18 protein-coding genes are annotated in these 15379 nt (G+C 56.0%); 7 read left to right on the forward strand and 11 right to left on the reverse strand.

The features are described from left to right. Complete coding sequence (gene purR, locus BFV67_RS09030; protein WP_014883552.1) at positions 1–1026, reverse strand: HTH-type transcriptional repressor PurR; 1026 nt, start codon at positions 1024–1026, stop codon at positions 1–3. A gap of 297 nt (positions 1027–1323) precedes the next feature. Here purR and cydH point away from each other — a divergent pair, with 297 nt between their 5' ends. After that, positions 1324–1413, forward strand: coding sequence for a cytochrome bd-I oxidase subunit CydH (gene cydH / locus BFV67_RS24180; RefSeq protein WP_008500596.1), 90 nt, complete (start codon positions 1324–1326; stop codon positions 1411–1413). Positions 1414–1575: 162 nt separating this feature from the next. Continuing rightward, on the forward strand, positions 1576–2742 hold the full coding sequence (locus BFV67_RS09040; RefSeq protein WP_021241126.1) for an MFS transporter: 1167 nt from the start codon (positions 1576–1578) through the stop codon (positions 2740–2742). A 38-nt stretch (positions 2743–2780) separates the two neighbouring features. Here the strand turns inward: BFV67_RS09040 and sodB are convergent, their stop codons facing one another. Together sodB and BFV67_RS09050 are read right to left on the reverse strand one after the other, a co-directional pair. Then, a complete protein-coding gene (gene sodB, locus BFV67_RS09045; RefSeq protein ID WP_023292633.1) occupies positions 2781–3362 on the reverse strand; it encodes a superoxide dismutase [Fe] in 582 nt (193 codons plus the stop codon). A 122-nt stretch (positions 3363–3484) separates the two neighbouring features. Further along, positions 3485–4258 (reverse strand): C40 family peptidase, encoded by a 774-nt coding sequence (locus BFV67_RS09050; protein WP_021241128.1) that lies wholly within the window; start codon positions 4256–4258, stop codon positions 3485–3487. Positions 4259–4596: 338 nt separating this feature from the next. Here BFV67_RS09050 and grxD point away from each other — a divergent pair, with 338 nt between their 5' ends. After that, complete coding sequence (grxD, locus tag BFV67_RS09055) at positions 4597–4944, forward strand: monothiol glutaredoxin 4 (RefSeq protein WP_003832760.1); 348 nt, start codon at positions 4597–4599, stop codon at positions 4942–4944. A gap of 75 nt (positions 4945–5019) precedes the next feature. Here the strand turns inward: grxD and rnt are convergent, their stop codons facing one another. The 5 genes from rnt to eptA all read right to left on the reverse strand — a co-directional run bounded on the left by rnt (position 5020) and on the right by eptA (position 9701). Next, positions 5020–5679, reverse strand: coding sequence for a ribonuclease T (gene rnt, locus BFV67_RS09060; RefSeq protein WP_008500592.1), 660 nt, complete (start codon positions 5677–5679; stop codon positions 5020–5022). Between the two features lie 95 nt (positions 5680–5774). Further along, positions 5775–6182, reverse strand: a complete 408-nt coding sequence (gene gloA / locus BFV67_RS09065) for a lactoylglutathione lyase (RefSeq protein WP_008500591.1) — start codon at positions 6180–6182, stop codon at positions 5775–5777. Between the two features lie 100 nt (positions 6183–6282). After that, positions 6283–7380: an alkene reductase gene (gene nemA, locus BFV67_RS09070; RefSeq protein ID WP_069598173.1), complete on the reverse strand. Its 1098-nt coding sequence runs from the start codon at positions 7378–7380 to the stop codon at positions 6283–6285. A gap of 54 nt (positions 7381–7434) precedes the next feature. Continuing rightward, positions 7435–8034 (reverse strand): TetR/AcrR family transcriptional regulator, encoded by a 600-nt coding sequence (locus BFV67_RS09075; protein ID WP_069598174.1) that lies wholly within the window; start codon positions 8032–8034, stop codon positions 7435–7437. A gap of 41 nt (positions 8035–8075) precedes the next feature. Beyond that, on the reverse strand, positions 8076–9701 hold the full coding sequence (gene eptA / locus BFV67_RS09080) for a phosphoethanolamine transferase EptA (RefSeq protein ID WP_069598175.1): 1626 nt from the start codon (positions 9699–9701) through the stop codon (positions 8076–8078). Between the two features lie 149 nt (positions 9702–9850). On the opposite strand from eptA, the gene BFV67_RS09085 reads away from it, so the two are divergent. The 3 genes from BFV67_RS09085 to sodC all read left to right on the forward strand — a co-directional run bounded on the left by BFV67_RS09085 (position 9851) and on the right by sodC (position 11634). Continuing rightward, the gene (locus BFV67_RS09085; protein ID WP_008500587.1) at positions 9851–10090 is read left to right on the forward strand and encodes a DUF1289 domain-containing protein; all 240 of its coding nucleotides are present in this window, start codon (positions 9851–9853) and stop codon (positions 10088–10090) included. A 48-nt stretch (positions 10091–10138) separates the two neighbouring features. Continuing rightward, positions 10139–11035: an aldo/keto reductase gene (locus BFV67_RS09090; protein WP_021241132.1), complete on the forward strand. Its 897-nt coding sequence runs from the start codon at positions 10139–10141 to the stop codon at positions 11033–11035. A gap of 80 nt (positions 11036–11115) precedes the next feature. Further along, complete coding sequence (gene sodC / locus BFV67_RS09095) at positions 11116–11634, forward strand: superoxide dismutase [Cu-Zn] SodC (protein ID WP_023343972.1); 519 nt, start codon at positions 11116–11118, stop codon at positions 11632–11634. Here sodC and BFV67_RS09100 read toward each other — a convergent pair. From BFV67_RS09100 to BFV67_RS09110, 3 genes are read right to left on the reverse strand one after another with little or no spacing between them, the layout of a single operon-like run. After that, positions 11613–13646, reverse strand: coding sequence for an FUSC family protein (locus BFV67_RS09100; RefSeq protein WP_023343973.1), 2034 nt, complete (start codon positions 13644–13646; stop codon positions 11613–11615). The two genes, sodC and BFV67_RS09100, sit on opposite strands and share 22 nt — an antisense overlap. Then, the gene (locus BFV67_RS09105; protein ID WP_023292627.1) at positions 13646–14506 is read right to left on the reverse strand and encodes an efflux RND transporter periplasmic adaptor subunit; all 861 of its coding nucleotides are present in this window, start codon (positions 14504–14506) and stop codon (positions 13646–13648) included. Before BFV67_RS09105 ends, BFV67_RS09100 begins: the two co-directional genes overlap by 1 nt. A 2-nt stretch (positions 14507–14508) precedes the next feature. Beyond that, on the reverse strand, positions 14509–14745 hold the full coding sequence (locus BFV67_RS09110) for a DUF1656 domain-containing protein (protein WP_008500581.1): 237 nt from the start codon (positions 14743–14745) through the stop codon (positions 14509–14511). 186 nt (positions 14746–14931) lie between these two features. Here BFV67_RS09110 and slyA point away from each other — a divergent pair, with 186 nt between their 5' ends. Then, positions 14932–15372, forward strand: a complete 441-nt coding sequence (gene slyA / locus BFV67_RS09115) for a transcriptional regulator SlyA (RefSeq protein WP_021241135.1) — start codon at positions 14932–14934, stop codon at positions 15370–15372. Positions 15373–15379: the final 7 nt, after the last annotated feature.

Raw genomic sequence — 15379 nt, forward strand, 5'->3', positions numbered from 1 at the left:
TTAACGACGGTAGTCGCGGAACGGACCGTCCGCAACGGAACGGCGTTCAATCAGGCGCGGGTGAACTTCAATGGACTGCGACTCTTCGCGCTTGTTGACGATCCTGTCCAACAGCATATTGAAGGCCGTTTCGCCCAGCGAATCTTTTGGCTGGTGAATGGTTGTCAGCGCCGGGGTGAAGAAGCGCGCGTTACGCACGTTGTCATACCCGATCACGGAAATATCCTGCGGTACGCGCAGACCCAGCTCATCGGCGGCGCAGAGTGCGCCCATGGCCATGATGTCACCGCCGCAGAAAACGGCGGTCGGGCGGTGCTGCTGGGAAACGATCTGCTGCATCGCGCGGTAGCCTGATTCCGGCTCAAAGTCGCCCTGCACGATCCAGTTTTCCGGCACGGTGATGAGCGCTTCTTCCATCGCTTTCATAAAACCGGCCAGACGGCCCGCGCCGGTGTTACGCTCCAGAGGACCGGGGATCACGCCAATCTCGCGGTGACCGCGTTCGATCAGGTAACGACCCGCCATGTAACCGCCTTCGAAGGCGTTGTCGATGACGGAGTCGGTGAAGTCCGCGCGCGCTTCACCCCAGTCCATGACCACCATGGGGATATGGCGATACTCTTCCAGCATCGACAGCACGGATTCCGGGTACTCGGAACACATGACCAGCAGGCCATCGACGCGCTTTTGCGCCATCATCGACAGGTAGGCGCGCTGTTTTTCTATGCTGTTCCACGCGTTGCCCAGAATCAGGGTATAGCCTTTCTGGAAGCAGTTCTTCTCTACCGCTTCAATGATCTCGGCAAAATAGGCCGCTTCACTGCTGGTCGCCAGCAATCCAATGGATTTGGTGTGATTAACCTTGAGGCTGCGCGCAACCGCACTTGGCGAATAGTGCAGCTCTTTGATCGCTGCCCAGACGGCGTTGCGCGTCTCTTCCGCCACGAAGCGGGTTTTGTTAATTACATGTGATACGGTTGTAGTGGAAACGTTTGCGCGTTTTGCTACGTCTTTAATTGTTGCCATTAAATGTCACTCCAGACCATATCCTAAACTCCTGAAAAACTTGAAGGTAAACGTTTGCCTTCTCTCACCCTTATCACGCAATCTTGAATTGCGGCACGCCGGGAAAACGACACGGGACGTCAGGAGGGGGTCAATGGCCGGTACGCTAATAAATTTAGCGTGGAATTTTGTCCTATCTTGATGAAAAGGGGAAGAGGTAAAGTGTTTATCAGCCTAAATCCAGGAAGATTTTTGACGTAAATTATGCAAAAATGAGCAGGCTCACTTTTCGTGGGGGGATTAAAAGGAGAAAAATTGATGAGTTCCGATCTGAAGTTTTCGCTGTTCACCACCGTGGTTGTGCTGGCTCTGATTGTCGCGGCGGGTCTGACGGCCGCGCTGCACTGATTTACGCGGAGGGAGAGCCTTCTCCCTCCCGCTCCCCCGATTGTTACTCCTAAGGCAAAAATCTTTTGCCATTTTGTTAACTTCTCATTTTTTGTGATTGATGTCATGCTTTCCGCTTCTTTGTTCTGTGTCACCACATGACACGGCATCCGGAGTTGACGCATGAAAATCAATTTTCCCCTGCTGGCCCTGGCGATTGGCGCTTTTGGGATTGGCACCACTGAATTTTCCCCGATGGGGTTACTGCCCGTTATCGCCCGCGGCGTGGACGTCTCGATCCCTGCGGCCGGCATGTTAATCAGCGCCTACGCCATTGGCGTGATGGTGGGGGCGCCGCTGATGACGCTTCTTCTTTCACACCGCGCGCGCCGCAATGCGCTGATTTTCCTGATGGCGATTTTCACCCTCGGCAACGTGCTTTCGGCCATTTCGCCGGACTACACCACGTTGATGCTTTCGCGTATTCTGACCAGCCTTAACCACGGCGCGTTCTTTGGGCTGGGGTCGGTTGTGGCGGCAAGCGTGGTGCCGAAACACAAGCAGGCCAGCGCCGTAGCCACCATGTTTATGGGCCTGACCATCGCTAACATCGGCGGCGTTCCTGCGGCAACCTGGCTGGGCGAGGTCATTGGCTGGCGGATGTCCTTCCTGGCGACGGCCGGACTGGGCGTGGTCGCGATGGTGGCCTTGTTCTTCTCCCTGCCAAAGGGCAGCGCCGGAGAACGTCCGGAAGTGCGTAAGGAGCTGGCGGTGCTGATGCGCCCGCAGGTGCTCTCCGCGCTGCTGACCACCGTGCTGGGGGCAGGGGCGATGTTTACCCTCTACACCTATATTTCACCGGTGTTGCACGATATCACCCACGCAACGCCTCTCTTCGTTACCGCGATGCTGGTGCTGATTGGCGTGGGCTTCTCGATTGGCAACTATCTCGGCGGGAAATTTGCCGACCGTTCCGTGAGCGGAACGCTGAAGGGCTTCTTAACCCTGCTGATTGTTATCATGATCGCCATTCCGTGGCTGGCGCGCAACGAGTTTGGTGCCGCGATCGCAATGGTCGTCTGGGGGGCTGCAACGTTCGCGGTGGTGCCACCGCTGCAGATGCGCGTGATGCGTGTCGCGCATGAAGCGCCGGGCCTCTCATCCTCGGTTAATATTGGCGCCTTTAACCTGGGCAATGCGCTCGGTGCGGCGGCCGGTGGGGCCGTGATTTCCGGTGGGCTGGGGTACAGTTTTGTGCCGGTGATGGGGGCGATTATTGCCGCGCTCGGTCTGCTGCTGGTGATGATGTCGGGTCGTAAACAGCCAGAAGCAGCCTGCGCTGCGGAATAAACCAAAAACGCAGAAGGGCGAGCCCTTCTGCGTGTCTCTTACGCGGCGAAGTTCTTCGCCACAAAGTCCCAGTTAACCAGTGCCCAGAAGTGCTCCAGGTAGTTAGGGCGCGCGTTGCGGTAATCGATGTAGTAAGCGTGTTCCCATACGTCCACGGTCATCAGCGGCTTCGCGCTGGTGGTCAGCGGGGTGCCCGCGTTAGAGGTAGACACGATAGCCAGTTTGCCATCCGCCTCTTTGACCAGCCACGTCCAGCCTGAACCGAAGTTCTTGATGGCGGCATCGGTGAACTTCGCTTTGAATTCCGCGAAGCTGCCAAAGGCGGCGTTGATGGCGGTAGCCAGTTCACCGACAGGTTCGCCACCGGCGTTTGGCGCCAGGCAGTGCCAGTAGAAGGTGTGGTTCCACACCTGAGCGGCGTTGTTGAATACGCCACCCTCAGAACTGCGCACGATCTCTTCCAGCGTTTTGCCTTCAAAATCGGTGCCCTTGATCAGGTTGTTCAGGTTGGTGACGTACGTCTGGTGATGCTTGCCGTAGTGATATTCCAGGGTTTCCGCAGAAATGTGCGGGGCCAGGGCGTCTTTTGCATACGGTAGTGCAGGTAATTCGAACGACATTGCTTCTCTCCTTATTGTATTTTGTGTTGTCAATAACCACACAGACAACAAGGACAGGATAGCAAATTGAAAGGGTATGCAAAAGAGGAACTTACCCTGCCACGGGTGTGGCAGGGCAGGGGTTAGCGAATGGTTTTCGGCGTCATCACGCGGCGTGCGCCGACGTAATGGCGTACCCAGTAGTCTTCACTGAGCGAGGTGATCTGAATATCCTGGCCGCTACGCGGTGACTGGATGAATTTTCCGTTGCCGACATAGACGCCAACGTGGTCAGCTGTCCCGCGGCCCTGCGTGCGGAAGAAGACCAGATCGCCGTTCTCCAGCTCTCCTCGGTTGACCGGGGACGCGTCGCGCAGGTGGTACATCTCGTTGGCGGTGCGCGGAATGCGGAACTTGACCAGATCTTTATAGGCGTAATAGACGAGGCCGCTGCAGTCAAAACCGGTACGTGGCGAAGTCCCGCCCCAGTGATACGGTTTGCCAATCTGCCCCATCAGCTTGTTCATTGCGGTTTTTTGCGCTTTCTGGACGCGCACTTTATGCACTTCCGCTATTTTTGTGACCTTGGTGCATTTCGCCTTATGGCCTTTACGCGCGATGCATTTTTCAGTCACGAGGTTAGCGGCGGTTTGCGAAGCTTTACTTTTGGCGGTGTGGGCAGTGCGGGAAGAGGTGGTTTTCGTCTTGCTGGAAGCGGTTTTTTTAGTCTGTGTGGTTGTCTTTTTCTTGTCGTTCTTAGCGGTGGTTTTTTTCTTACGTTCTGTGGCTTTCACCAGATGGTTTTTTTGTACAGCAGAATGCCGCGCCTGCTGAGAGGCGTTTGCCACTGGCGTGAAGGTGAGTGAAGTAAACAGTAAAGCACAGAGCGTGATCGAGATTTTATTTATCCGCGCCACTGGGCAGTCCCCTGATAAATGCAGGTCATCAATAATACCCGCGTGTGATTTACAAAGCCCGTCGATTCTAATCCATAAAAAGCCAGAAAGTTAATAGCATTTTTCAATCTACGATCCTGTTTCGTTAGCAAGTGCAAAAAAATTCATCGTTCTGTCGTACATTTGCCCATTCCCTAAGCAAAACCCTGACTGACGCAGGGGTAAACACCATTTGCAATGCAACTTTTCATCACTCGGAGTAGAATGTCTATACGTGACAAAAATGTTATTTTCCGATGCCAGTCTGAACCGCTACAATGTCAGACGAATGCCGTAACAGAAGTTAAAGGAAGCAAGACATGAGCACCACTATTGAAAAAATCCAGCGCCAGATCGCTGAAAACCCGATTCTGCTGTATATGAAAGGTTCTCCAAAGCTGCCAAGCTGCGGCTTCTCCGCGCAAGCGGTTCAGGCGCTGTCTGCCTGTGGTGAGCGTTTTGCTTACGTTGATATCCTGCAGAACCCGGACATCCGCGCTGAGCTGCCTAAGTACGCGAACTGGCCGACCTTCCCACAGCTGTGGGTAGACGGTGAACTGGTTGGCGGCTGCGATATCCTGATTGAAATGTATCAGCGCGGCGAACTGCAGCAGCTGATCAAAGAAACCGCGGCGAAGTACAAAACGGAAGAGCCGGACGCAGAGTAACTTTCTGCGGAAATAAAAAAGCGACCTGCTATGTGGTCGCTTTTTTTTTGTCGGGTGGCGCTGCGCTTACCCGACCTACGATTGGCGCTCGGCCTCATCATCCATCGGCAGCGGCCAGCCACCCAGACGCTTCCAGCGGTTGACGATCTCACAGAACAGCTCTGCGGTACGCTCCGTGTCATACAGCGCGGAGTGCGCCTGCGTGCCATCGAACGGAATGCCAGCCGTAATACAGGCCTTTGATAACACCGTTTGTCCCAGCGCCAGGCCGCTCAGCGCGGCGGTATCGAAGGTCACAAACGGGTGGAAGGGGTTGCGCTTGAGCGCGGCCCGCTCGGCGGCGGCCATGGTAAAGCTGTGATCGAAGGTGGCGTTATGAGCCACCATAATGGCGCGGCTGCAGTTGCTCTCCTTCATGCCTTTGCGCACCATTTTAAAAATGGCGTGCAGCGCATCATATTCACTGACGGCACCGCGCAGCGGGTTATGCGGATCGATACCGTTAAACGCCAGCGCTTCCGGCTGTAAGTTTGCCCCTTCGAAAGGTTCAACGTGGAAATGCAGCGTGGTGTCCGGTGTAAGCCAGCCCTGTTCATCCATCTTCAGCGTGATGGCGGCAATTTCGAGCAGCGCATCGGTTTTAGCGTTAAATCCGGCTGTTTCTACATCAATGACAACGGGATAAAAACCACGAAAACGGTCGCACAGACCGCTAAATTGAGCGTTATCGGACATCAGGGTCTCTTACATGGGGAAAAAGCAGAGCGCATTATGGCAAATTTTGCGGGGTGATGCAGTAAAACTACGGGCGCACGTTGCGCCCTGAGGGATCAGTTGCCCAGACCGCGACCGGCGTCTTTGGCTTCAATCAGCTCGATTTTGTAACCGTCCGGATCTTCCACAAACGCAATCACGGTGGTGCCGCCTTTTACCGGGCCCGCTTCGCGCGTAACGTTACCGCCATTTTTGCGAATGCGTTCGCACGCGTCAGCTGCGTTGTCCACTTCCAGCGCGATATGGCCGTAGGCCGTGCCCAGCTCATAGCTGTCAACGCCCCAGTTGTAGGTCAGCTCGATCACCGCTTCATCCGTTTCCGGGCCGTAACCCACGAATGCCAGCGAGTATTTGTATTCCGGGTTTTCGCTGGTGCGCAGCAGCTTCATGCCCAGGACGTTAGTGTAGAAATCGATTGAACGTTGCAGGTCGCCAACGCGCAGCATGGTGTGAAGTAGGCGCATAATTTCCTCATTAACCAATGGAATAAAAAAGCTTTTTGAACAGAAACGATGTTTTAGTATAGCGGCGAAGTGTCGCCGCTATCAATGAACAATGGCGAGATTACAGAGAAGGGTAGTCGGTGTAGCCTTCCGCGCCGCCGCCGTAGAAGCTTTCCGGACGCTGCGGGTTCAGCGCCGCTTTTTTCTGCAGACGGGCAACCAGATCCGGGTTGGCGATGTAGTCGCGGCCAAACGCGACGGCATCGATCAGCCCTTTATTAATCAGATCTTCGGCTTTTTCAGGCGTATAGGCACCTGCACCGATGATCACGCCGTGGAAGCGCTCGCGCACTTTCTGGCGGAAGGCTTCAGTGTAAGGCTTACCGCCAGCCCAGTCAGGCTCAGACATGTGCAGATAGGCAATACCGCGCTTGGCCAGCTCTTCAATCAGATAGAGCGCATCCGCTTCCTCGTTCGGGCCGTTGTCGACGTTCTGGAAAGACCCGATTGGGGAGACGCGGATCCCGATACGGTCCGGGCTCCACTCCTTGCATACCGCATCCACCACTTCCAGCACCAGACGGGCGCGGTTTTCGACGCTGCCGCCGTACTGATCGGTGCGATGGTTTGACGACGGTGACAGGAACTGGTGCAGCAGATAGCCATGCGCGGAGTGTAGCTCAATCAGGTCAAAGCCGGCTTCACGGGCGTTGGCCACGGCCTGACGGAAGTCGTTAACAATCCCCGGGATTTCGTCCAGCTCCAGCGCGCGCGGCATAGAGGTATCCACGCGGATCGCGTTACCGTTTTCATCGCGCAGGGACGTACGGGTATTGGCGCTCAGGGCCGACGCGGAGACCGGTGCCTGACCGCCAGGCTGGATGCTGCTGTGAGAGATACGACCGGTGTGCCACAGCTGAACCGCAATGCGGCCCTCTTCAGCGTGAACGCCCGCGGTGATTTTCTGCCATGCCGCGATCTGCTCCGGGGTATGGAGGCCCGGCGCACCGGCGTAACCCTTCGCCTGAGCAGAGATCTGCGTGGCTTCCGTAATGATCAGGCCAGAGCTTGCGCGTTGACGGTAGTATTCGCCCATCAGCGGGGTTGGGATGTCACCCGGCTCAATGCTGCGCAGACGGGTCAGCGGAGCCATGAACACGCGGTTTGGCGCCGTGACGGCACCCACTTTCAATGGGGTAAACAGTTTTTCAGCTGACATAAAGACTCCTGAGTAGACCAGTCGACTAGTAATAAAGTAAATAAAAAGCGCCCGTTATACGCCAGGCGCAGTAATGCTGTTTTGCACATGTGCCAGCGCGCTTTCCAGCGGCAAGGCACTGCGCGAAATTTTTGCCTGCAGATTGGCCCCTAACCACAGGGAATAGAGCACCTGAGACTGCATTAAGGGGTCGCCGGTAAAGGCCAGCGTTTTTTCGTCGCGGCCTTTTTCCAGCGCCTGGGCCAGCAGGGCGATCACGCCGCGGGCACCCTTATCCATCGCCGAGCGCATATCTTCGGAAAGATCGCACACCTCGGCAGACAGCTTGACCGTCAGGCATCCGCTGATAATGCCCTGCTGACAGAACTGGTTCAGCGTTTCCTGATAGTAGTTCAGAACACGATCCCGATAGTTTCCTTCACCCGACGCAAAATGGGTCGCCAGACGCTGGTGGTAGCCCGCGTAATGACGCTCCAGCATTGCCACGCCAAAGGCTTCTTTGGACCGGAAGTAGTGATAAAACGACCCCTTCGGTACCTCAGCGGTTTTTAATAACTCGCTCAACCCCATACCGGTAAACCCGCGATGCATGCAAAGACGCTCGCCGGTTGCCAGGAGATGATCGCGGGTATCGTGTTCAGTATTTCTGCTCATGGCCGCACTCTAATAGACCGTTCGGTCTAATGCAAGCGAGTTTATTGCCGACATGCGCTCAGAATATCCAGCTGCTGTTGATAAACGTTTGATTTCACGTCCATCATACCCAGTACGGTCGAGAACAAATTGTCCTGGGAAACCGCATTTTTTGCAGCGTGGTCGCGTAAACACTGTTCATTGATGCCAAAGTTTTTCGCGTAGTCCGGTGACAGCCAGAACATAAACGGAATGTGCGTTTGCTGCTCCGGTGCCAGCATGTACGGCGTACCGTGCAGATAAATGCCGCTTTCACCCAGTGACTCACCGTGATCCGAGAGATAAATCAGCGCGGTGTTCATGCTTGCCTGGCGCGCTTTCAGCGCATCAATGGTTTTGCTGACCATGCTGTCGGTATACAGGATGGTGTTGTCATAGGTATTCATCAGCGCCTGATGGTCGCAATCCTGAATTTCATTGGTGTCACAGGTTGGGGTGAATTTACGGAAATTGTCCGGGTAACGGCGATAGTATGCCGGACCGTGGCTCCCCATCAGGTGTATAACCAGCACCGTGTCCTGCTTCAGACCATCCAGCACGTTGTCCAGACGGTAGAAATTCACATCATCAATACAGGATTTGTCTTTGCAGAACTGATCCAGTTTCCACTGCGTCATATCGGTATGCGGCACGCGATCGCAGGCGCCTTTACAGCCGCCGTCGTTGTCGCGCCAGAGCAGGTTGATCCCCGCATGCTTCAGCACATCGAGCAGACCTTCCTGATGGTGAGCCAGGTCGGCATCGTATTTGCTGCGCGTCATGCCCGAGAACATGCACGGAACGGAAACGGCGGTTTCGGTGCCGCATGAGGAGGCCTGCGGGAAGTTAATCACATCCTGCTTTTTCAGCTCCGGGTTCGTTTCACGATCGTAACCATTCAGGGAGTAGTTCGCCGCGCGAGAGGCTTCCCCAACGACCAGCACCAGAACGGTTTTCTTTTGCTGGCCGGTAATCAACGGTCCTTTATGGGCATCTTCGCCAATCCGCACCAGCGTTTGATCGCCGGCAAACCAGCGCATTTTGCTGTACTTCACCACGGCGCTGACATAGTTGGCCGGGGTCACCATTTTGACGATGCTTTTGTTGTTGCGAAACAGCGACGCGTAATCTTTATAAAACAGCGCCGCAATCAGGATAATCACCAGCAGGGCACCGAGCATCGCGGCGACGCGCGTCAGCAGGGCATACCACCATTTCCCGGTACGAATGCGGGTCAACGCCAGCACCACGGAGGGAACGAGGCCTGCGATAACAATCCACAGAATCATCTGCGGGGTCACCAGGGCTGTCGCTTCCTGAGAGTTGGTTTCGAACACGTTCACAATCATGTTCTGATCGATCACCGCGCCGTAGGTGTACATAAAGTAGGTGGCCGCGGCGCATCCGACCGTTAAGACGATCAGCAGCGGCTTACGGATATAGGGGATATTCAGCAGGCTAAAGACAATCACCCAGCCGCAAAACAGCACCAGCGGTACGGACGCGGCAAAGAGGATGTCGTGCAGGTGCGCAGGGGCAATAATGGCCCAGCTGCGCTGGATAAACAGCCCATTAATCAACGTAAAGAAGAGTGCACAGCCCAGAGTAAATTTAATGTCGTTACATTGTAACTTTTTGATTAACCACATCGATCGGTAAACCTGTCATTGTCATGATGGGCCGAGTATAAAGCGGGAAGATTAGTGAAACCTTAATGCCACAAATCTGTGGTATGGGCCTTGCACGTGGCGCGTTTAGCGTCTTCACTGTAGGTGAGAGTGGTTATCCGGAGGTGAGTGTGGCAGAGCAGCTGGAGTTTTTCCCCATCCAGAGCCCGTGCCGGGGGATTTGTCAGGTGGATGAACGCGGATATTGCCGCGGGTGCATGCGTACCCGCGACGAGCGTTTTAACTGGCAAAACTTTAGCGACACGCAAAAGCAGGAGGTGTTACGCCTCTGCCGACAGCGTCTTCTGCGCAAAATACGCGCAAACAAAGCCGGTGAGACCGAAGAACCCCAGCAACCTTCACTTTTTTAACACGGTAATTGCGTATACTCATGACATCACGTCCTTGAGGAAAATGTTATGGTTCAGCGAATTACCCTTGCCCCCCAGGGGCCAGAATTCTCCCGTTTTGTGATGGGCTACTGGCGCCTGATGGACTGGAATATGTCCCCCCTCCAGCTGGCGAGCTTTATTGAAGAGCATATCGATCTGGGCGTTACCACGGTCGACCATGCGGATATTTACGGTGGCTATCAGTGTGAAGCCGCATTTGGCGAGGCGCTCAAGCTGGTTCCCGCACTCCGCGACCGCATGGAGATCGTCACGAAGTGCGGGATTGCCACCACGGCAAAACCGGAACACGCCCTTGGGCATTACATCACCGACAGCGCGCATATCATCAAGAGCGCTGAGCAGTCGCTGGTCAACCTGGCGACCGACCGTATCGACCTGCTGTTAATCCACCGTCCGGACCCGCTCATGGATGCCGATGAGGTGGCAGAAGCCTTCCTGAACCTGCATCAGAGCGGCAAAGTGCGTCACTTTGGCGTTTCCAACTTTACCCCTGCGCAGTTTGCGCTGCTTCAGTCTCGTCTGCCGTTTACCCTGGCCACCAACCAGGTGGAGATCTCCCCGGTACACCAGCCGCTGCTGCTGGACGGTACGCTTGACCAGCTGCAGCAGCTGCGCATTCGCCCGATGGCCTGGTCATGCCTGGGAGGCGGACGCCTGTTCAATGATGATGAATTCCAGCCGCTGCGTAACGAGCTGGACACCATCGCCCGCGAACTGAACGCGGAGAGCATCGAACAGGTGGTTTACGCCTGGATCCTGCGTCTGCCGTCAAAACCGCTGCCGATTATTGGTTCTGGCAAAATTGAACGCGTGCGTTCTGCACTGGCCGCTGAAGAGCTGCAGATGACCCGCCAGCAGTGGTTCCGCATCCGCAAGGCTGCGCTGGGTTACGACGTGCCATAAACCGCCAGAAGATGACTTTCCGGTGAAATCTTTGCCCCTGGTATACACTTAAGGGGCAAAAAATAACCAGCGGAGGTCATATGAAGCGTTTTGCTCTGGCAATGGTCGCGCTGGTTGTTTGCGCAGGGGCGCAGGCAGCCAGCGACGAAGTGGAAATGAATCTCGTCACCTCTCAGGGTGTGGGTCAGTCCATCGGTACGGTGAAAATCACGGAAACCGATAAAGGACTGGAGTTCGCCCCGAATCTTAAAGCACTCCCGCCCGGTGAGCATGGTTTTCATGTTCACGCCAAAGGAAGCTGCCAGCCCGCGTTAAAAGAGGGGAAAGCGTCGGCTGCGGAAGCGGCAGGCGGTCACCTTGACCCGCAGCACTCCGGCAAGCATGAGGGCCCCGAAGGCATGGGACATCTGGGCGATCTGCCCGTGCTGGTGGTCAATAACGACGGTAAAGCCACCGATCCCGTTGTCGCGCCGCGGCTGAAAAAGCTGGATGAGGTGAAAGGCAAAGCGCTGATGATCCACGTCGGCGGCGACAATATGTCCGATCAGCCTAAACCGCTTGGCGGCGGCGGGGCGCGTTATGCCTGCGGCGTGATCTGATCCCCAATCGTACCCGGCGGTGGTGCCTGTTCCAGCTGCGACAGCGAGCAGTGCAGCCGCCAGATTATCGAGGCCAAATCGCGGGCGGCGGGGAGATGATGTCGTGCAAGCGTATCGCAGATCCGCTGCAGTTCATTCAGCGTGGCTTCCAGCGGCCGCTGCTGGACCCCGCGTTCGCTCATGACATCGCGCAGCAGGGAGATGCAAACGTCACGCACCTGCGACAGCGGGTCGGAACGCGTTTCCCACCCGCGAAGCTGCCAGACCACGTGCGAGCAGTTCAGCAGCACCACGCCCCAGCGCAGCAGCCAGCGCCGGGAAAGCGCGTCCTGGCTGTTATTGAGCTGGCTGACGTGATGATAAACCAGCGATTCATATTCACTCTCACGAAGATGCGGTTTGCGGCTGAGCTGATCGACAAACCCCCGGCGTAACTCCCGGATATGCCTGCGGCTTTTGCGGGCATCGGAGCCGGGACGCAGCACCGCGAAGGCCAGCCACGCCAGCCCCACGCCGAGGATCTTTGCGAGGTTGTCATTGAGAAAATCGGCGTAATCGTACACCGGTGGATTCGTCACGGAGATAAACGAGCCCATAAAGACAATCAGCTGTCCCCACAGTCCCGCCAGCTTCGGCATCTGCAGCTTGAGTAGCTGCATGGTGGTCAACAGCGGAAAGAGGAACAGCAGGAACTGCCAGAGATCGCTTATCTGCACCATCAGGCCAAACTTCACCACAAAACTGAACAGCGACAGCAGCACCAGGGTGCGCAGCAGGAGCGTCAGCGAGTTAAACGGCGAGGCCGCGACGGAGTAAAGCACGCAGCTGATGGCGGCGAGCGTCAGGGCCGCCGTACCGGACTCCCACTGCGTGGTGATACTCCACGCGCCCACCAGCATCAGCGCGCAAAAGGTACGAAAACCGCTCCACAGCGCTTCCAGGTAGTCGGTATGGCGGGCGAGAGCCGGGCTCCCGGGAACGTTGAACTCCGTGACCGGCGTGGCATTCTCAACCGCGTTAATCCAGCGGCTGCTGCGCAGGTAGAGTCGGCAAAAGTAATTCAGACGCTGCCAGAAGGCGCGATGGCGATAATCATATTCATCCACCGGGGCGAGCGGGGCGATTATTCGCGCAACGGTGTAGATGTCCGCATCCGGGCGCGCAAGGGTCGCGAGCAGCGTTTCAATCACCGCGCGCGTGTTTTCCGGCGGCGTTGGCCAGTTGAGCAGCATCCGGCGCAGGCTGGAGATGGCGCTGGTCATGCGCAGCTGCTGGTGCAGTAAATAATTAAGCAGGGTGTTCTGACGGCGAAAGCGGTAGTGGCTCCAGAACGCCTGAATACGCAGCAGATTCATTGTCAGGATCTGTCCTATCACCTTTTCATGGGCGAGACGGATCTCATCGCTGGTATCCGGTTGCCACAGCAGGCTCGCGTGTTCAAGCAACCGGGTGTGCATGGTTTTAAGGGCGGTGATGAGTGCGCTGCCGTCGGAAGTGCTGGGGAGGATCATCATCATAAATCCGCCGCAGAGGATCCCGACAATCACTTCGCAGACGCGCGCCTGTGCAATATCCCACAGCTCGGTGGTATCGAGCACATTCACCACCGGGAAGGCAATAATGGCGGCGGTATAGCCCGCCAGCTGGAAAGCGTAGGCGACGTTGTTGGTGAAATGGGCGCAGGCCCAGGTACAGCATCCCAGCCATGCCGCCATGCTCAGCAGGAACAGCCATGGGTCGTTCAGCGTATGGCCGGCGATAATTAACGCCGCCGTGGCACCCAGCAGGCTGCCGGCGATACGCCCAAGGCTTTTACTGATCACCCCACCAACGGTGGGAAAACTCACCACTGCGGCAGAGGTCATCGCCCAGTAGGGCTCATCCAGGTTCAGGTAATAGGCGACGGTCAGCGCCAGACACATGGCAATGCCGTTACGCAGCGCGTAGCGCCACTGAGGACGCGTCGCTTTCATCCACGGCGAGTTTTGCCAGGAGAGCGCCTGCAGCTTCATTAAGGGGTTCCGATGGAGACAGTGCAGGTGGTGCCGGATACCAGCGTGATGCCCTGCGGTAAATGGTCAAACTCCACGCGAACAGGCACGCGTTGAGCGAGACGCACCCAGGGGACGTTCGGCTTGATATCCGGCACCAGGCCGGAATCTGTTTCAACGCTTTGGTCGTAAATGGCGCGACCAATGCTGGATACGTGACCCTGTAACCTTTGCGAGCCGCTGTACAGCGTAATCGCTGCTGGCGATCCCTCGCGAATATGCCGAAGCTTGGTCTCTTCGAAGTAGCCCACTACGTAGAAGGAGTGGCTGTCGACCAGGGCAAAAACGGGCTGTCCCGTGGTGGCATAGTTACCCACGCGGGCGGAAAGGTTGGTCACCCATCCATCGACAGGGGCGGTAATCACGGTTTGGGTCAGCTCCCACTGCGCCTGCTTCAGCGTCGCCTCAGCCACGTTGACGCTCGCCTGCATCGCCTTAACGTTGAGGTTGGCGGTGTCTAAATCTTCCGCGGAGATGTAGTTTTGCGACAGGTGACGGCGGCGGTTGGCCTCGTTGTTGGCCTTTGCCAGATCAGACTGGGCTTTTGCCAGCTGCGCCTGGGCATTCAGAATCGCGATATGGTACGGGGTGTCGTCGATTCGGAATAAAACCTCTCCCTTTTTAACGTACTGGTTATCCTTAACCAGCAGCGACGTAATGCTTCCCGATACCTGCGGGGTAATGCTGACCTGCTCAGCGCGAATCTTACCGTCACGCGTCCAGGGCGACTGCATGTAATAATTCCAGAGCCACCATCCGGCGACCAGCGCAAGGACCAGAACAAACAGGGTGGAAAAGTACTTCAGCGTTTTCAGGGGCATAGTCACCACACGATCAGAACAGCAAGGCCCAGGCATACACAGAGGGCAAACAGGGAAAGATCCATCAGCATGGGATGCCAGATTTCGCCGGAATACATCCAGTCGCGAAGCAGGCGATGCGCGATGAGCCAGAGAATAAAGCCCACCAGCACGGCCTTAAACAGAGGGGGAAAGTAGACTGACGCACCGAAGATCAGGTCCTGGAGGGGTAAACCCTCTGAGCGATGAAAAAAGGTCACGAGCAGAGATCCTTTGCAGTGAACAGAATGCCGTGTTGGCTTGTCTGAGTATGAAGAAGCATCACAATTCAGTGTAAGTCATACTTTTGAGTTAGATGAATGCAGTATTGCATTTGTTTTGCCATTACAAATGCTGCACACTATTCTAAAATCAGTATAATAACTTAGCAAGCTAATTATAAGGAGATGAAATTGGAATCGCCATTAGGTTCTGATCTGGCAAGGTTGGTACGCGTCTGGCGTGCTCTGATTGACCATCGCCTGAAACCTCTGGAATTGACACAGACGCATTGGGTCACGCTGCACAACATTCATCAGCTGCCGCCCGACCAGTCGCAAATTCAACTGGCAAAAGCGATAGGCATTGAGCAACCGTCACTGGTGCGCACGCTTGACCAGCTGGAAGAGAAGGGGCTGATCTCCCGACAAACCTGCGCCAGCGATCGTCGCGCCAAGCGGATAAAACTCACTGAGAAAGCGGCGCCTATCATTACTGAAATGGAAGCTGTGATTACCAAAACGCGCGGTGAAATCCTTTCAGGCGTTTCACCGGCGGAGCTGGAAATGCTCATTAGCCTCATTGCTCGCCTTGAGCAAAACATCCATGAGCTACAGTCTCGCGACTGATCAACAC

Origin of the sequence: Enterobacter roggenkampii, from assembly GCF_001729805.1 — a bacterium.
Taxonomy (GTDB): domain Bacteria; phylum Pseudomonadota; class Gammaproteobacteria; order Enterobacterales; family Enterobacteriaceae; genus Enterobacter; species Enterobacter roggenkampii.